At 55.5% G+C, this 16,840-nt stretch carries 14 protein-coding genes and 3 tRNA genes; 14 read left to right on the top strand and 3 right to left on the bottom strand.

What is annotated here, in order from left to right:
- Positions 1-171 precede the first annotated feature (171 nt).
- The 11 genes from ACJJII_RS21295 (at position 172) to ACJJII_RS21245 (ending at position 13,422) form a co-directional block, all read left to right on the top strand.
- On the top strand, positions 172-1,845 hold the full coding sequence (locus tag ACJJII_RS21295) for a glutamine--tRNA ligase/YqeY domain fusion protein (RefSeq protein ID WP_444893394.1): 1,674 nt from the start codon (positions 172-174) through the stop codon (positions 1,843-1,845).
- Positions 1,846-1,932: 87 nt separating this feature from the next.
- Positions 1,933-3,309: a cysteine--tRNA ligase gene (gene cysS, locus ACJJII_RS21290; protein ID WP_444893395.1), complete on the top strand. Its 1,377-nt coding sequence runs from the start codon at positions 1,933-1,935 to the stop codon at positions 3,307-3,309.
- Positions 3,310-3,423: 114 nt separating this feature from the next.
- The gene (locus ACJJII_RS21285) at positions 3,424-3,612 is read left to right on the top strand and encodes a DUF3012 domain-containing protein (protein WP_108733723.1); all 189 of its coding nucleotides are present in this window, start codon (positions 3,424-3,426) and stop codon (positions 3,610-3,612) included.
- A gap of 15 nt (positions 3,613-3,627) precedes the next feature.
- Positions 3,628-5,055 carry a Wadjet anti-phage system protein JetA family protein gene (locus tag ACJJII_RS21280; RefSeq protein WP_444886516.1) on the top strand — a complete coding sequence of 476 codons (1,428 nt, stop codon included), beginning with the start codon at positions 3,628-3,630 and terminating at the stop codon, positions 5,053-5,055.
- Entirely contained in the window at positions 5,048-5,812 is a 765-nt protein-coding gene (locus tag ACJJII_RS21275) for a DUF4194 domain-containing protein (RefSeq protein WP_444917649.1), read from the top strand. Before ACJJII_RS21280 ends, ACJJII_RS21275 begins: the two co-directional genes overlap by 8 nt.
- A gap of 154 nt (positions 5,813-5,966) precedes the next feature.
- Positions 5,967-9,614, top strand: coding sequence for an ATP-binding protein (locus ACJJII_RS21270; protein ID WP_444917648.1), 3,648 nt, complete (start codon positions 5,967-5,969; stop codon positions 9,612-9,614).
- Between the two features lie 42 nt (positions 9,615-9,656).
- Positions 9,657-10,859 carry a Wadjet anti-phage system protein JetD domain-containing protein gene (locus tag ACJJII_RS21265; protein WP_413662524.1) on the top strand — a complete coding sequence of 401 codons (1,203 nt, stop codon included), beginning with the start codon at positions 9,657-9,659 and terminating at the stop codon, positions 10,857-10,859.
- A 168-nt stretch (positions 10,860-11,027) separates the two neighbouring features.
- On the top strand, positions 11,028-11,489 hold the full coding sequence (locus ACJJII_RS21260; RefSeq protein ID WP_108735279.1) for a hypothetical protein: 462 nt from the start codon (positions 11,028-11,030) through the stop codon (positions 11,487-11,489).
- Between the two features lie 131 nt (positions 11,490-11,620).
- Entirely contained in the window at positions 11,621-12,094 is a 474-nt protein-coding gene (gene msrC / locus ACJJII_RS21255) for a free L-methionine (R)-S-oxide reductase MsrC (RefSeq protein ID WP_413662523.1), read from the top strand.
- Positions 12,094-12,840, top strand: coding sequence for a spermidine synthase (locus ACJJII_RS21250; protein WP_413662522.1), 747 nt, complete (start codon positions 12,094-12,096; stop codon positions 12,838-12,840). Before msrC ends, ACJJII_RS21250 begins: the two co-directional genes overlap by 1 nt.
- Before the next feature lie 126 nt (positions 12,841-12,966).
- The gene (locus ACJJII_RS21245) at positions 12,967-13,422 is read left to right on the top strand and encodes a hypothetical protein (RefSeq protein WP_282932198.1); all 456 of its coding nucleotides are present in this window, start codon (positions 12,967-12,969) and stop codon (positions 13,420-13,422) included.
- Between the two features lie 49 nt (positions 13,423-13,471).
- On the opposite strand, the gene ACJJII_RS21240 is transcribed toward ACJJII_RS21245, so the two are convergent.
- From ACJJII_RS21240 to folD, 3 genes are read right to left on the bottom strand one after another with little or no spacing between them, the layout of a single operon-like run.
- Positions 13,472-14,488 carry a class I SAM-dependent methyltransferase gene (locus tag ACJJII_RS21240; RefSeq protein WP_444917647.1) on the bottom strand — a complete coding sequence of 339 codons (1,017 nt, stop codon included), beginning with the start codon at positions 14,486-14,488 and terminating at the stop codon, positions 13,472-13,474.
- 8 nt (positions 14,489-14,496) lie between these two features.
- Positions 14,497-15,201: a 16S rRNA pseudouridine(516) synthase RsuA gene (gene rsuA, locus ACJJII_RS21235; RefSeq protein WP_282932200.1), complete on the bottom strand. Its 705-nt coding sequence runs from the start codon at positions 15,199-15,201 to the stop codon at positions 14,497-14,499.
- Entirely contained in the window at positions 15,194-16,039 is an 846-nt protein-coding gene (gene folD, locus ACJJII_RS21230; protein WP_282932201.1) for a bifunctional methylenetetrahydrofolate dehydrogenase/methenyltetrahydrofolate cyclohydrolase FolD, read from the bottom strand. The genes rsuA and folD overlap by 8 nt, the downstream gene beginning before the upstream one ends.
- A gap of 340 nt (positions 16,040-16,379) precedes the next feature.
- Between folD and ACJJII_RS21225 the strand changes: the two genes are divergently transcribed.
- The 3 genes from ACJJII_RS21225 to ACJJII_RS21215 all read left to right on the top strand — a co-directional run bounded on the left by ACJJII_RS21225 (position 16,380) and on the right by ACJJII_RS21215 (position 16,742).
- Positions 16,380-16,456: transfer RNA gene (locus tag ACJJII_RS21225), tRNA-Pro, on the top strand.
- 18 nt (positions 16,457-16,474) lie between these two features.
- A tRNA-Arg gene (locus ACJJII_RS21220) sits at positions 16,475-16,551 on the top strand.
- A gap of 115 nt (positions 16,552-16,666) precedes the next feature.
- Positions 16,667-16,742: transfer RNA gene (locus tag ACJJII_RS21215), tRNA-His, on the top strand.
- The last annotated feature ends 98 nt before the right edge of the window (positions 16,743-16,840 follow it).

Here is a 16,840-nt window from a genome sequence, read left to right as displayed (position 1 = left end):
GTAGTCTGTAGCTGTAAAATGCTGTGTCGGAATATCTGTGTCAATTGCACAAAAATCAAACGCTTGCAGTGAATTTCTATGAAAAGCGTTCCTTCAAATTCGATATTCTGTCTCTCAAGTAGGTTATAATTCGCCGTTTACGTTCGCACAGCTGTAAATTAAGAGAATCCTATGACATCCGAGAGCAAGCCAGCTCACTTTTTACAGAACCTTATCCGTGAAGATCTGACTGAGGGCCGGGTTACGCAGATCGCGACCCGCTTCCCGCCGGAGCCCAACGGCTACCTGCATATTGGCCACGCCAAGTCCATCTGTCTGAATTTTGGTCTGGCGCAGGAATTCGGTGGCACCTGTAATTTACGCTTTGACGACACCAACCCGGCCAAGGAAGAAGAAGAGTTTGTCGATGCGATTAAGCGCGATGTCTCCTGGCTCGGTTTTGAGTGGAATGGCGAGGCGAAGTACTCCTCGGATAATTTTGATCAATTGTACGAGTGGGCGCTGCACCTGATTAAAGATGGCAAGGCCTACGTCTGCGACCTGTCCGCAGAAGAAGCGCGTCACTATCGTGGCACGCTGAAAGAGCCGGGCAAAAACAGCCCCTTCCGCGATCGCTCTGTCGAGGAAAACCTGGCGCTGTTTGAAAAGATGCGCAACGGTGAAATGGAAGAGGGCCAGTGCAGCTTGCGCGCCAAGATCGATATGGCCGCGCCGAATATCAACCTGCGCGACCCGATCATCTACCGCATCAAAAAGATGGCCCACCACCAGACTGGTGATAAGTGGTGCATTTACCCCAGCTATGATTTCGCTCACGGACAGTGTGATGCGATTGAGGGTATCAGCCACTCCATCTGTACCCTGGAGTTTGAAGATCACAAGCCGCTGTACGATTGGCTGATTGAGAACCTGCCGGTGCCTTCGCGCCCGCGTCAGTATGAATTTGCACGCCTGCACCTCAACTACACCGTGGTGTCCAAGCGCAAGCTCAAGCAGCTGGTAGACGAAGGCCATGTGGACGGCTGGGATGATCCCCGCATGCCGACCCTGTCCGGTATGCGCCGTCGCGGCTTTACCCCGGCTTCCATTCGCAACTTCTGCGAGATGATCGGTGTAACCCGCTCCGACTCAGTTGTCGATGTGGGCATGCTGGAATACAGCATTCGCGACGATCTGGATAAAAATGCACCGCGCGCCATGTGCGTGATGGAGCCTTTGAAGATTACCCTGAAAAATTACCCGGAAGGCCAGGAAGAGATGCTGTCAGCACCCGGCCACCCGGTGCGCGATGATCTGCCGGCTCGTGAACTTCCTTTTGGCCGCACTCTCTATATTGAGAAAGAGGATTTCCGCGAAGAGGCCAACAAGAAGTACAAGCGTCTGGTGCTGGGCAAAAAAGTTCGCCTGCGCAACGCCTATGTGATCTTTGCTGAAGAAGTCGTGAAGAACGATGCCGGTGAAATTATTGAGGTGATCTGCTCGGTTGATCTGGACACCCTGGGCAAAGATCCGGCCGACGGCGTTAAACCGAAGGGCGTTATTCACTGGGTATCTGCGGACAACAATGTCGATTGCGAAGTGCGCCTCTACGATCGCCTGTTCAATGATGCGGCGCCGGATGCCGGCGGTAAGAACTTCCTCGACTGCGTAAACCCGGACAACCTGCAAATCCTAAAAGGCTGTAAGGCGGAAATCGGCCTAGCCAAAGCGGAGCCGGAGCAGGGTTACCAGTTCGAACGCAACGGCTACTTCTGTCGCGACAGCAAGTACGGCAGCGCAGAAGCGCCGGTGTTTAACCGCACCATTGGTCTGCGCGACAGCTGGGCCAAAGAGCAAAACAAATAGTAAAGCGGAGGACTGCCCGAGCGGCAGTTTTCGCGGCTGGGTCAATGACTGGCCCAGCCACACAGCAAAAAGAATTCGAGAGAAAAGATGTCTCTACAGGTCTACAACACGTTTTCCGGGAAGAAAGAACCCTTCGTACCAATGGTGGAAGATCAGGTGCGCATGTATGTGTGTGGCCCCACCGTGTACAACCGCGTGCATATTGGCAATGCCCGCCCTGTGGTGGTGTTCGACACCCTGTACCGGGTACTGAAAAGAAATTTCAGCGATGTGATTTACGCGCGCAATATCACCGATATTGACGACAAAATCATGAAGACCGCGCGGGACAACGGCGAGGAAATCGGCGTGCTGTCGGCGCGCTATGCCCAGGCCTACTACGAGGATATGGCCGCGCTCAATAACCTGGAGCCGGATATTGTCCCCTACGCCACCCAGCACCTGCCGGAAATGATCGCGATGATCGAAAGCCTGCTGGAGAAAGGCCACGCCTACGCCGCCGAAGGCCATGTGCTGTTCGCCGTGGAATCCATGCAGGAGTACGGCCAGCTGTCCAAGCGCTCCCTCGACGATATGCTCGCCGGTGCGCGGGTGGAAGTAGCGCCTTACAAAAAGTACGCCGGCGACTTCGTACTGTGGAAGCCGTCCGCCGATGACGAGCCCGGCTGGGACAGCCCCTGGGGCCGTGGGCGCCCGGGTTGGCACCTGGAGTGCTCGGCCATGATCAAGAAGCACCTGGGCGATACCATCGATATCCATGGCGGCGGTCGCGACCTGACCTTCCCCCACCATGAGAACGAGCGCGCCCAGAGCTGCTGCGCCAACGGTGTGGACTTTGTGCGCTACTGGATGCACAACGGCTACGTGAATATCAATGGCGAAAAGATGTCCAAATCCCTGGGCAACTTCCGCATGGTCAAAGACCTGCTCAGCCAATACCCCGGTGAAGTGCTGCGTTTTGCACTGCTGTCTGCCCACTACCGCTCAGAGCTGAATTTCAGTGCTGATTTGCTGGATCAGGCATGGCGCACCCTGGATACTCTCTATGGCGCACTGCGTGAAACGGAAGCGGTTGAGGCTGAAGCGGCAGATCTTAACGACACCGCCTTTATCAAGGCGTTGGAAGACGATCTGAATACGCCGATCGCCATCAGCGAGTTGCACCAGATTGCCCGCGACCTGAACAAAGCCGATGAGGCCGATAAAGCACGCCTGAAAGGTTTGCTGCTGGCCGCTGCAGATATGCTGGGCATTCTCCAGCAAGACCCGGAAGCCTGGTTCAAACAGGCCCGTGGTGGAGATGAAGGCATTTCTGCCGAAGAAGTTGAAGCACTGATCGAAGAGCGCGCACAAAGCAAGAAGAACCGTGACTTTGCCCGCGCCGATGAGATTCGCGAAGAGTTAAAATCCAAAGGTGTGGTGCTTGAGGATAGCCGCGAAGGGACCAAGTGGCGCCGCGAATAGCGCGGTCCCACCCCGAGACACGGATAGACTTGAGACACCGATAGATTTTCCCTGGCTTGGCACATTGCGGCTGCCGGGGAAGTGAAATTCGAATTTCATTTGTAGAAGCGAACCATGAAAAAAGTATTTGTCCTGACCAGCGCTGTGATCGCCCTTATCGCACTGACCGGCTGTGAGCCCAAACGGGGTTCCGATGCCTGGTGCGAGAAAATGGATGGCATTCCCAAAGGGCAGTGGACTTTTGACGATACCCGCGACTACACAAAATATTGTGTCTTCAACCAAAAGCCGGAAGAGGAATAAGCGGGCCTATAGTCGTTGTTCTTCGTCGATTCCTACCAACACTTCTTCCGCCCGCTGACCGGTAAATATCGCGAGCAGGTGGTTGAGTGCTTGCGTCTTTTGTATGAGCGTCTGTACACCGCCAAGGCTGACTACGGTGAGTCTTTGCTGCGCGAGCAGATCCTGGAAATTTTTGCCGAGGCCCTGACCCGCGCGCCCCAACTCGATAGTGAAGATGGAGTGCAGGACCCCGAGGGCCGCTTCCGCAACCTGCGCGATCAGGCCGTCTGGGTACTGAACAGCCTGGTGGAGTTCGGTTGGCTGGAGAAGCAGGTAGACAGCGCCACGCTCACTGCCACCTATCCGTTTAGCCGCCGGGGCCGCCTTTTCACTCAGCCGCTGGTTGAAGTGAACGGCACTCGCGTGCGCACCCGCCACCGCAATACCCGCAACACCTTAAATGCCCTGGAAGCCTTTGCCAGCCGAGGTGAAATCCACGACTTGATCGATGCCTGGGAATACTCCGAGCGTATCGTGGCGGATTTCACCGATATGATCGCCGAGCTGGAAGAGCGCAAGCGGGAAATGGTGCGGGAAGTGGAGGCCCAATTGCTGGTGCAGCAGGCCACCGATGAGTTTTTCTCCTTTATGGAGAGCCGTTTCCAGCCGGACCTGGCTATCCGTCTGTCTGCGGACAGCGTGGAAAAGCATCGCGATTCCATCAACCGGGTGATTGACTGCATTCGCCGCAAGGAGGATATGCAGAAAGCGGAGTGGGAGAAGCGCCTGCGCCAGCTGCTGCCGGAGTTGGTACAACCGGGCCAATCCCTGTTGTGGCTGATGCTCGATACCATCGAGGACCGCATGCGCCGCGCCTGCGAGGTAAAACTGCCCGCTTTGCGCCGTGCACTACAGGGCTTTACCAAGCGTGCCGATATTATTATCCGCCAGCTCAGCTACCTGCACAGCCAGGCCGAAGGTGAATTTGCCGACCTGTGCCAGCGCCTCGGCGAGAGCCAGCAAAAAACACAAATTCTCGAGCAGCTGGGCGAACAGCTAGGTGGCTTCCAGCTGCGCCTGTTTGACCCCAAACAAACCCAGCTGTGGCAGCGCAATCGCCGCCAGCCGGTGAATACCCGGGTCGAAGATGAAACCCCCATCGGTGAAGAAAACCGCCGCGAGATCGAGCTGCAACAACTGCTCGACCAGGCGTTTAATTTCAACAACAGTAACCTGCGCGATTATCTGAGTGATGCCCTCGGCACCGGCCGCCAGATCAACAGCCGCAACCTGCCATTGCGCGATGCGCGTGATCTGCTCGCTATGAGCCATGTGATCGAAGCGGCGGCGGTGAACCAGAGCGGCGCCGCCGACCTGCAGGTGAAATTTACCGGTGAAATCGCCAGCAATGATTATTTCACCGAATTTGACGAATATATCCTGGAGCTGAAAAACAGTGATTGAACAGGCTTTGGAAGAGGTCCTGGCGCAGTGTCGCCTGAACCGCAGCGAATTTTCCGAGCTGTTGGTGCGCCTGTTGGATTACGGCGTTATCTGCCGGGATGAAAGCGTAATTGAGACCACCCTTTACGATCGCTTCCAGCGCTGCGAGCAGCTGGTGCGCGAGTGGTTGGCCCCGCTGGGGTTGCGTTTGCAGCACGACAGCCGTTTCCAGTTTATCCGCGTGTATCCGCCCGGCGCCGAAGTGCCGGGACTGCCGGATCAGGAAGAGCCGCACCACGGCGGCTTCCGCGCCCGCCTCAGCCAGCAGGAAGTGGCCGCGATTCTCGCCTTGCGAGTGGAATACGATAAAGCGCTGCGGGAAGGGCAGGTGGATGAGAGTGGTTGCGCCGCGCTATCGATGGAAGCCCTGGAACTGGGCATGCGCAATCTGCTGAAAATGTCCCTGCCGGATAAGCACGCCGAGCGCAAAAACCTGCTGAAGAAATTGCGCCAGCTGCGTTTGGTGCAGTTCAGCAGCGAAGAGGTGGAGACCAGTGCGGAAGTCTGGCTGCGGGTGCGACCGACCATCGCCCACTTTGTCAGCGAGTCGGTATTGCACCAGCTGATCGACAGCGAAGCCCCGCCCGCAGTGGAGAGCGAGGCCGCTCAAGCTCATGAGGTTGGCGAGGTTGAAGAGGCGGAAGAAGAGCAAGCGCTCGAACGCATCACTCCAGAAGTCGAAGATAACAGCCTGTTTGAGAGTGAAGCCGCTTCCTAGTTGAAAATAGAGGCCGCAGTAGCGGCTATAAAAAATCGAAAACATTCGACCGCCCGGGTTTGCGTAAATTGCGCTCGGGAGCCTCGGAGAGGGGTGTCGGCTTCCCGCCTGCAAAAGACCCTGCTTTTGAAAAGACCGTTTTTTTGAAAAGACTATGTTCCTAAAAAAACTGATCCTGATTAACTGGGGCAATATCCCGCAGTTGGAATATGATTTCGGCCCGATCAACTTGTTTTCCGGTGGCAATGGTTCCGGTAAAACCACGGCGGCCGATGCTATCCAGACATTGATGACAGCCGCCCACGACACCCTGTTTACTTTTAACCCGGGGCAGGATGAAACCACCCAGCGCGGGCGCGGTGGCAAGCAGGTGCGGACGCTAGCTTCCTATGTACTGGGTTGTGACGACGGCAGTTACGCCCGTGTAGAGCCTACCGACTGTTACATCGCCGGTATTTTCCATCCCACCAGCGGTGAAGACGATGCTGAGCCCTTTACCGCAGTGATGGGGATTCGCGCGCACCTGGATAACAGCAGCAAACCCGCCCAGGCCCGCCAAAGTGATTTGCGCTTTTTCGTATTCCCCGGCGAGCAGTTGGTGATGGGGGATTTTGTCCGGGATTACACTGATGGCAAACACCTGCTGCCGCTGGATAAGTTCAACCAGGTCCTAAGCAAGCAGTTCGAAAAAGTAGAGCAGTACGACAAGAAAAAGGCCTACCTGCGCCGCCTTTACGGTGCCCTGCGCGGACGCCGCGATGCGGTCTCCGATCGCGAGGCCATGCACGCCGCGCGCACCTTTGCCAATTTTATGGCCTACAAGCCGGTAAAAAGCATCAACGATTTTGTCGCCCAGGAAGTGTTGGAAAAACGCGATCTGGGTGATGCCATCCGCTCCGTTTCCGAGCTGATGAAAACCATTCACAGCATGGAGCAGGAAGCCCGCCAGATTGTGGAGCGGGTCAGTTCCCTGGAGGCCATCTCCCAGTCGGTAGAGCTCTACCGGGAGCAGTGGTTGCAGTTGCGAGTGCAGGAATATTTGTGCGCACGCCACCGCCAGCAGCGGGTGCAAAAGAGTTATCTGAGCGGTAAGAACGACCAGAAAAAACTGCGCAGTGATCTGGACAACAATGAGCGCGAAGTGCGCGTCGCTTCCGAGCGCGTCGAGCAGCTCAATGGCCAGCTGGTAGAGCTTCAAGCCCAGCGCCTGGGTATCGATGCGCTGCGCAATAAGGACGAATTGGAACAGCGCATTAACAATGCCTTGAGCCTTCTGTCCCAGCAGCACACCCCCATGTCTGCCGAAGAGGCCCGCTGGCGCGAGAACCGCGAGGCCGCCGAAGAATTATTAAACCTGCTCAACTCCACCTCCGCCGAGCTGGAAATTCCCGCCTTCGCCGATAAGGCACTGGTGCAGGCGATCAAGCAGGTAGCCCGGGAGGAAGACCTGCCGGATTTGCACAAGTTGCTGGGCAAGGACTGGATCGATCTGGCTGCATTGGAGCCACTGCGCGAGCGCGCTGCCAGCAGTGAGGCCCTACAGAACCGCCTCTTCGACCTGCTGGATAGCAGTGGCAAAGCTGGCGTCAGTGATGAGGTTTCCCCCAAAGAGCAGATTGCCCAGCAGGCCTCCCGCTGGGAGCAAAAAGTGCAGCAACTGCAAAAGCAGCTGCGCACCCAGGAGAGTCGCATTCAGCATCTCCAGGCCAACCGCGTGCGCTACCCCCAATCGGTAGAAGTGGCCCTGGCCGCAATTCGCGAGCAGTGCCCTGAAGCGGAGCCCCGTGTCCTGTGTGATTATGTGGAAGTGCTGGATGAGCGCTGGCAGATGGCGATTGAAGGCTATCTGGGCGGCGCGCGCTTCTCGATTATTGTGGAGCCGGAACACGAGGCTCGCGCGATTCGCATAGTGCGCAGCTTGCCCGGGCGCAACAACCGCGCCCGCGTGATCCAGGGGGATAAAGCCCGCCGCGATGCGGAGCGCCTGGATACGCCGTCGGGCTCCATTATCGAACTGATGGAGTTCACCCATAAAACTGCCGAGCACTATTTGCGCGCCTCCTACGGTGCTGTGGTACAGGTGGAGGATGAACACGAGCTGCGTGGTACTCGCCGGGGCCTGACTGCCGACGGTATGGCCAGTGGCAACTACAGCATGTGGCGTTGCGATATGGACGATGCCGAGTTGGTATTCGGCCAGGGCGCCCGCGCTCGCGCACTGGCGGCGCAGCAGCGCGCTATGGAGCAGTTGCTGGAAGAGGCCGCCCACGTCAACGAGCGCCACCAGCTCTACCGCCGCGTTACCAACGCGGTGCGCGGACTGGCGAATATCAAGCTGTTGTCCATTGTGGATTCCGCCCTGGCGGCCCAGCGAGAATGGCGCAGTGCCGAGCGCGCCCTGGAAAACCTGGACCTAAAGGACTTCGAGCAGTTCGAGCAGCAGGTCGATGAACTCAAGGCCCAGCTCAAAGATCAGCAAAAGCAGCTGTCGGACCTTCAGCGCAAGCATGGCTCTCTGGAGACCAAGCTAAGAAGCAACGAAAAACTCTTATACGCGCTGTCTGGCGAGCTGGAGTCCCTGGACGATGCCGCCAGTGACAGCGAGGAAATGGTAAGGCGTATTATCGCCATCGATCCGACTTTCGATGCCGAGCAAGTGCTGGTTACTGCCGACGAGCAGGTAGAGCGCGCTGCCGACAGCTTCGACTTCTCAGCGGATATCGAAAGTTGGCAGGGGCAGCTGGAGAAATACAGTCGCCAGCTCGATCGCGCGGTGATGGAGTACAACGCCACCTGTGCCAGCGTCGATACCCTGGTGTTTGAGCCAGACTTGAGTGGCGGCCATAAAGATGGCCTGTTCAAGTTGATCAGCGGTCTCGGCGATCAGGTAGAGACCCTGCGCAACCGCCTGAAGAACAACCTGCTGGTGGAGCGCCACGATCAATTGCTGGGATTGAAAAAATCCTTTAACACCACTTTTGTAACCCACTTGTGCCACGCTATTTACCAATCCATTAACGATGGTAAGCGCGTGTTGGATGATCTGAACAAAGAGCTGGAACACCATCGCTTTGGCGCCGACCGCGAGCGCTTCCGTTTCGACTACCAGTGGGTGGCGGAATTCAAGGAGTACTGGAGCTTCTTTAAGGCGGTAATTGAACTGCCGAATCTGGGTGAAGAGCAGAGCCTGTTCGACACGGACTTGGCGCCCAAGCACCGCAAGGTGCGGGATCGCCTGTTGAGTATGCTGTTGAGTGAAGACGAGCAGGTAGCGCGGCGCGAGCTGGATCGAATCAGCGACTATCGCAACTACCGCAGCTATGAGATCTATAAGGAACCGGAAGGCAAGGAGCCGATTGCGCTCAGCCAGTACGGCACCGGTTCCGGCGGTCAGTTGGAAACGCCGGCTTATATTATCCGCTCCGCAGCGGTCACTTCGGCCTTCCGCTTTGGTGAAAGCGGCAGCCATTTGCAAATGGTGCTGGTGGATGAGGCCTTCTCCAAAATGGATGAGTCCCGCTCCAAGGAAGTGATCCGTTACCTGACTGAAACCCTGGGGCTACAGCTGCTGTTTATTATGCCCAGCAGTAAATCCGGGCCTTTTATGGATCTGATCTCGAATCAGTTTGTATTCAGCAAGTGCCCCAGTACCAAGCCCATCGGCCAGCTGAATACCCGAGTGTATGTCGATCGCAAGGTGTGCAACCAGGAGCGTATCGCCGAACTCTGGGCCAACCACCGCCGCACGATTCGCCAACAGGCATCGCTGGATTTTATGGACCTGGTAGAAGTAGAGGGATAGGTATTTTCGGGGGAAACCCCTCCATTGGCAGGGAGGCAACCGATGGAAAAGACATTGCCCTATTGGGTAGAGGAAAACCCGCTGTTAATCGGCATCCTGAATTTTATTCTGGATCGGCGGGACAGCCAGCTGGAACGCGGCAAGGAAGCCCGCATTAGTTTCAGGTTGGATTTGCGCGCTGGCAGCAAGCGCTGGTTGGAAGTGTTGGAGCCCCTCAGGGACCCCGACCAAGACGAGCAGGAGCTGTGGAATGAATTGCAGCACTTTGCGCGGGAATACCAGTGTTTTACGGTAAAACCGAATCCGAAAAGGCGGCCGGGTATTGCCGAGTGGCAGGGGGCCCAATTGATTTTTCGGGATGCCAGCGAGGAACAGCTACGGCTGTGGCTCAATCGCCCATCCCCTACCGTTCGCCAATCCGCCTGGACCAGCCTGCTGGAACCCTATGTCGATCGCTTTGAAAATCCCGCCGCTTTTCCCCTCGAAGGCTTGGAGCTCCAACCGGGGTTTGATTCCGTCGAAGAAATTATTGCTTGCTGGGTTTCCGTCGGCAAAGAGCTGATCTTTGCCGATAAAATTTCCTGGCGACAATTAGCTGCACGCTGCTTTAAAGGGGATTCCAAATACCTGGAAATACCCAGCCGTCAATCTCTGGTGCGCAATCTCTATCCTGACCTGAGCCGTAAAATCCAGGAGCGCCAGCTTTTACTCCACGCCTACCTGCCCAGGCAATTTGAGCAGGTCATTTTTATCGAAAACCAGGACACTTTTATTAGCTTGGCGGAGCTGCAACCCAGTCGTGCTGCGCTGGTTTATAGCGAGGGCTACCAGGGCGGTGCAGAACGGATTCGCAATGGGGAGAGGGTGCGCTTCAGCACTATTAATGTGGTTAGTGAAAATATCCGGCAACAATTCCTAAGCTGGTGGCACGATGGGGAATCCCGAACTGTTCCAACATTTTTCTGGGGGGATCTGGACTATGAGGGATTGCGGATTGCCGCAGCGCTGAGAAAGAGCTTTCCCGACTTGCAGTGCTGGCGCCCGGGCTACGATCTGTTACTGCATTTTTTGCGCACGGGAAAAGCCCATGCTCCGGAGCAGGCGGAAAAGGTGGGGCAAAAGCTGGTGCAAGCGATTGGTTGCCAATACGCAGACAGCACTCTGCTGCCAGCAATTTCAGACAGCAATCGCTATGTGGATCAGGAGGCGGTTGAGATTGGGGAGTTGGCTGGGACATTAGTGTGAATATGTCGCTATTCGATAAATTTTAATTGTTCGTTTTTATGGAATGGTGACTATCAAGGTGTCGGCGGGCGTTTGAACTTGTTTTTTATGCGCAATTTCTCGGAAGATAGAAAAAATATGCTGTAAAAATGCCCCTCAGAATAACAAGTGCAGTTTCCGGAGTTTGCTATGCGTCAGTTTTCCATCCTGGTCATTTTTGCGTTGGCCTTTGGCGGCGCCGCCGTGATGTACGAGAAGGAAAGCCGTAAAGTAAAAGGCGTGTTGACCCAGATTACTGAACTTCAAGCGCAGATGGGTGATTTACAGGCGGAGATCAACCGCCTGAACAGTGAATTGGAAGCCGTGAAGCTTGCGGAGCGCCGCCGCCCTAATCTCAGTGCTATGGCTAACCGCATTCGCCGCGAAGGTAGCGGCAACTCCGCACAAGTTGCGCCCAAGCCGAAAGTGGAAGACCGCTTTGAAAAGTCGCGCAACCTGATGCAGTCAGACGTTACCAGCGCGCCGCCAGCTATCCAGTCGAACACTCGTAGCAACAATGATGAAAGCGAGTGGTCTCGCCCAACTGTAGATGCCGATGAGTATCGTGGTGAGACCGGTGAAGAACCCGCAGTGGTCGATCCCTACCAGTAATTTTGCACTCTGCATATTGATTCCCTCGCCAAAGCCCGCAAAATACCTGCCTCCCGCAGGATACTGTTTTGCGGGTTTGCCAGTTTTAGCTGACACGATTTGAAATTATAAGTGGGCAAGGGGCGCTAGGTATGTCGCTGAACAAGTTTTACACCACCTTAAATGGGCAGCTGGAAGGATTGCTTTCTGGAGAGCGAGACTGGCTGGCCAACACCGCCAATGCCAGTGCGCTGTTGTTTATGGAGTTGGAAGATATCAACTGGGCCGGTTTCTATTTCCTCTACGGTGATGAATTGCGTTTGGGGCCCTTCCAGGGCAAGCCTGCCTGTACCCGGATTCCAGTGGGCGCCGGTGTTTGCGGCACTGCTGTTTCGACCGGTGAATCCCAATTGGTAGACGATGTGCATCAGTTCCCCGGCCACATCGCCTGCGATGCTGTGTCGGCCTCAGAGGTGGTGGTGCCACTGTATGATGACGCGGGTCGTTGCCTGGGAGTGTTGGATATCGATAGCCCCAGTGTGGCGCGCTTTAGCGAGGAAGACCTGGCGGGCCTACAGGAATTTGCCCGGGTATTGCTCAAGTCCTCAGACCTCCCGGCGAGCTGATGGCGCTGCTTTGGCAAAAGCAGGTTGGCGATACCTGTTACCAGGTGCGCAACCATGGCGCCAGTGTGCGCCTCTACAGCAATGGGGTTTTCCACTCTCAGTGGAATCCCCGCGACCCCCTCAAGGGCTCCCTTTGGGAGTTATTGCTGCTACCGGCATTCTTCCTCCCTGAAGAGCGCTTGAATTCGGTATTGGTACTCGGCGTCGGTGGCGGTGCCCTGATTCGCCTTTTGCAGGCGTTCACCTCGGCCAAGCGTATTGTCGGCGTAGATTTGGACCCGGTGCACCTGGATATTGCCCGTCGCTTTTTTGGCGTACGTGATGTTGAGCTGGTGTGTGCGGATGCCTGTGACTTTGTACGCGACCACTTGAAGCGACCCTCTCACAGCACTTTCGACCTGGTGATCGACGACTTATTTGGGCACTGCGACGGCGTAGCGCAGCGAGCGGTACCCGCCGATAAGTCCTGGTGCTCCAGTCTGATGCGCCTGCTCCATAAGGATGGCGTGCTGGTCAGTAACTTCGGGGATAGGCCCGAGCTACAGAACAGCGCTTGGCGCGACAAAGCTATGCGCGATCGACTCGGCGGTGCCTGGATGGCCTATATGCCCCAGTACGAGAATCATATCCTGGCAGTGAGCAGAGGAACTCTGCGCAAAGGTGAGCTGGCGGCCAGGGCCCCAGAAAAGATCAATCCCGCCAACCCCAATCGGCGCCTGGATTTCCGCATGAGCCAGCTTCGCTGATCTCGACAGCCCTCACAGAGGCCGGCTCCTAAAATCCTTGTCACTTTAATAGTGATATTCATTGGCGCCCTTTGTCACCTCGTGACTATACTCAAGGTGAGCGAAGTGTTCTGCCGGGATCGATTGATGCGGTACAAAACTGTTGAGGAAGTGATTCAGGAAGGAAGGGATTTTCATGCCAAGTTGGCGCTGCAATACGAAGAGTATGAGCAGCTTGCCACCAATGAACGGGTCGAGTTGCTGCTGGATCAGCTGCGACGACGGGAAGATTCCATGAAGCACTCACTGGAAAACTTCCATGCAGACCTGCCCCCTGGAGCCCTACATACCTGGGTGCAATTTGCCCCGGAAGGGCGAGAGAAAGAATTTTTGCAGCGCTTGCGCGGCATTGATATTGAAGACTTGGAGCAGATTGCCAAGTTGGCCATGGATATCGAGATCTACCTGGCCGATCAATATCGGGATCTAGCCCAAGGCGCTGAAACCCCGTCGGCACGCGATGCATTCGAACGATTGCGACAACTCGAAGAGTTGGAAGAGCATACGCTGTCGATGAACTTGTTTAATCTGCGCGATTACTAGCCTTTAATCCTGTTTCCAGGCGACTGCTGCCGGCCTGCGCCCCCAGCTCTTAGGGGCGCAGACGGTATACGCAAAATCCTTGCTCTTTGGTGATCAAATCCACCTGGGAAAAATAGCGGGGTCCTTTTTTCGCAAGGGGAATAAATTCATTCACCACAAAAATCGCAGCGCCGGAATCTTTGAGAATCCGCGCACTCTGTTGCAGAAAGCGATCGGTCAAATCTCCCTCCACCTGAAAGCCCTGGTGGAAAGGTGGGTTGCACAGCACCAGATCGGCGATTTCACTCTCCAGTTCAGAGCCTGCATCAGAGGGCACAACGATGCCTTCGATTCCCTGTTCGGTAAAATTCTTGCGGCAGGCCAATAGAGCAGCGGCGTTATTATCCGTAGCGGTAAAATGATATTTACCCAAAGCGGCTAATTGCATGCTCAGGTAGCCATAACCACAACCGAGATCAACAATACGAGAACTGTCCTGTGGCAACTCCGTCGTTAATTGCTGGGCGAGTAGGGCACTGCCTTTATCGATTTTGTTCCAGCCGAACAATCCCGGCTTGGAGTAGAGGTCGCCAAGCTCGGGCAGCTTTTGTAACTGGGCGTACTGAAGCTCACTAATTGGATTGCCGGTGTCCTCGTGAGCGACAACATTACTACTCAGGTAGTCGTTGCCGTTTTTTTGCAAGTGCTTGGCAGTGCCTAGGCGCTCGGCCACTTTGGCGGCGTAGCTTTTGATTCCGCTTTGCTTTTCACCCAGCAGAACCAACTCGCCACCTTCACCGAGGAAGTGGGGTGCGCAATCAATAATATGGTGAACTACGGCCTTCTCTTTCGAAACGGCGTAGACAATACGGCGGTATTTGCGGTCCAGTTCTTCAAAGTGGAAATCATTGAAGAAGCTCCGCTTCACCGTATTTTCGGCGAGTTCGGCAATATCCCAGCGGTTACTGATTAAATCCCCGGCAAAATGAAACCCCTCCTGGTGTAAGAGGGGCTTGCTGTTTTCATCGGCGATCCACAGGGTTTCCTCTGGGGCCTGGATAAGTTCCTGATATAGAAGGGCTGACATATCTTTTTTTAATTGATAGAGGCAATTTCTTCAGGGGTCAGGAGGCGGTAATCACCTTCCTGAAGTTCTTCATCCAAGATGATTTCGCCGATCTTTTCCCGGTGCAACTCCAATACCTTGTTGCCCAGGGCCGCAAACATACGCTTCACCTGATGATAGCGCCCTTCACCGATGGTGATGCGCACTTCGTTGGCAAAGAGGATCTCCAGCTTGGCGGGCTTGGTTCTCTTCTTTTCGTTATTGAGCCAGACACCCTTGGCAAGCTTGGCCACGGCATCTTCCTCAATTTTCTCGGCCAACAGAGCGTAGTAGGTCTTGTCGCAATGGTGGTTGGGGGAGGTCACTTTGTGGGACCACTGGCCGTCATCGGTAAGCAGCACCAGGCCGGTGGTATCAATATCCAGGCGCCCGGCAATATGCAGCTTTTCCTTGTTAGGCTCATCAATCAGGTCCAGCACTGTAGGGTGCTCGCCATCTTTGGTGGCACTGACATAGCCCAGGGGCTTGTTCAACATAATGTAGCGGGGCCCCGGCTCGTGCAGGGGCTCATCATCCAGGCACAACTCATCACTGACTTGTATTTTGGTAGCCGCATTGGTGACCACCTCACCATTGACGGTAATGCGCCCCGCCCAAGCGGCGCGCTTTACATCAGTGCGGGAGAGGTCGGTGACCTGGCTGACCGCTTTATCCAGACGAATCAGGTTAGCCAATTTTACGCTCACCGGAATCGACAGATTGATAGATCAGGGTATTGATGGTCATGGGACCAACACCGCCGGGTACCGGGGTGTAAGCGGCAGCGCGCTCAGTCAGCGGGCCCAGCTCGATATCGCCGACACCGCCGGGGTGGTAACCGGCATCCACAACCACCGCGCCATCCTTAATCCACTCAGCCTTGATAAACTCAGGCTTGCCCACGGCGCCCACTACGATATCGGCGCGGCGGATATGTTCGGCCAGGTCTTGGGTGCGGGAGTGGCAGATAGTCACGGTGGCATTGGCATTCAACAACATGGCCGCCATCGGCTTACCCAAAATGGGGCTGCGACCCACAACCACAGCGTGCTTGCCTTCCAATTCAATATTGTAGGCCTCCAACAGGCGCATAATTCCTTTAGGAGTCGCGCAGCCGTAAGCCTCTTCTCCCATTGCCATACGGCCAAAGCCCAGGCAGGTTACACCGTCTACATCTTTTTCCAGGCTGATCGCATCAAAACAAGCGCGCTCATCGATCTGCGCCGGTACCGGGTGCTGGAGTAAAATGCCGTGGACGTTGGGGTTGGAGTTGAGTTCTTCGATCTTGGCGAGCAGCTGCTCAGTGGTGGTGGAGGAGGGCAGTTCCACCTGGAGGGAGTCCATGCCGATTCGGCGGCAGGCATTGCCCTTCATCTTTACGTAAGTGGCGGAGGCGGGGTCATCACCTACCAGAATGGTCGCCAGGATTGGCGTTTGGCCACCACTCTTTTCCTTTAGTACGGCTACCCGAGCCGAGAGTTCCTCTTCAGTTTTCTGTGCCAGGGCCTTGCCGTCCAGAACCAGTGCAGACATAGATACTATCTCTAACAGTAAAAAATCGATGGCTAATAGACCGGAATCTGCTTCAGCACCTACTTTATATAGAAGGGCGGAAGCCGGCGATTTTTAAAAACGCTTACTTTTTATCCGGTCGGATTCGCGAAGTGCGCCATTTTCGCACAGGTTGGAAATAATTTCGCCACTTCTGGGCCCAGATAGGCAAAAGGATAAACTTCTTTAAAAATAATAGCTTAGAAGCGTTGACATGGGCCGGGGGTATCATTACTATGCACGCACTTCGCAGCTACAGCGACTTACACAACCACCTACGGGGCGGTTAACAGGGTCAAAGAGGTGCGAATGATTGGAAAAACGGGGCATAGCGCAGTCTGGTAGCGCGCCTGCTTTGGGAGCAGGATGTCGGGGGTTCGAATCCCTCTGCCCCGACCAATTTTCCGGGTTCACCTTGCGCCCGTAGCTCAGCTGGATAGAGCATCCGCCTTCTAAGCGGATGGTCGCAGGTTCGAGTCCTGCCGGGCGTGCCATCTTCACAAGATGGTGCTGGTTTGGCAAAAAGGACTTAGTCTGAAGCCAGATTGGCTGCAAGAGGTATCCGGCAATCAGTACTGCCACAAGGTGCTGAAGTATATCACTTTTATGGTGGCCGTAGCTCAGTTGGTAGAGCACAGGATTGTGGCTCCTGAGGTCGCGGGTTCGATCCCCGTCGGCCACCCCAGATTCTTCCTTGTTTATCAAGGACTTAAAACCCCGCCGAGTGCGGGGTTTTTTAGTTTTGGGCCTCAGTGTACGAATTCGGTGTACGAATTCCCGCCT

The sequence above is a fragment of the Microbulbifer maximicatervae (SeqCode) genome (genome assembly GCF_052467825.1).
The sequence above is the reverse complement of the archived record's forward strand: the minus strand, read 5'-3'. Positions and strand labels throughout refer to the sequence as shown.

What these genes read in the sequence shown, in the direction of transcription:
- ACJJII_RS21295 (WP_444893394.1), top strand. Translation starts at nt 172, where the DNA reads ATGACATCCGAGAGCAAGCCAGCTCACTTTTTACAGAACCTTATCCGT.
- cysS (WP_444893395.1), top strand. Translation starts at nt 1,933, where the DNA reads ATGTCTCTACAGGTCTACAACACGTTTTCCGGGAAGAAAGAACCCTTC.
- ACJJII_RS21285 (WP_108733723.1), top strand. Translation starts at nt 3,424, where the DNA reads ATGAAAAAAGTATTTGTCCTGACCAGCGCTGTGATCGCCCTTATCGCA.
- ACJJII_RS21270 (WP_444917648.1), top strand. Translation starts at nt 5,967, where the DNA reads ATGTTCCTAAAAAAACTGATCCTGATTAACTGGGGCAATATCCCGCAG.
- ACJJII_RS21265 (WP_413662524.1), top strand. Translation starts at nt 9,657, where the DNA reads ATGGAAAAGACATTGCCCTATTGGGTAGAGGAAAACCCGCTGTTAATC.
- ACJJII_RS21260 (WP_108735279.1), top strand. Translation starts at nt 11,028, where the DNA reads ATGCGTCAGTTTTCCATCCTGGTCATTTTTGCGTTGGCCTTTGGCGGC.
- msrC (WP_413662523.1), top strand. Translation starts at nt 11,621, where the DNA reads ATGTCGCTGAACAAGTTTTACACCACCTTAAATGGGCAGCTGGAAGGA.
- ACJJII_RS21250 (WP_413662522.1), top strand. Translation starts at nt 12,094, where the DNA reads ATGGCGCTGCTTTGGCAAAAGCAGGTTGGCGATACCTGTTACCAGGTG.
- ACJJII_RS21245 (WP_282932198.1), top strand. Translation starts at nt 12,967, where the DNA reads ATGCGGTACAAAACTGTTGAGGAAGTGATTCAGGAAGGAAGGGATTTT.
- ACJJII_RS21240 (WP_444917647.1), bottom strand. Translation starts at nt 14,488, where the DNA reads ATGTCAGCCCTTCTATATCAGGAACTTATCCAGGCCCCAGAGGAAACC.
- folD (WP_282932201.1), bottom strand. Translation starts at nt 16,039, where the DNA reads ATGTCTGCACTGGTTCTGGACGGCAAGGCCCTGGCACAGAAAACTGAA.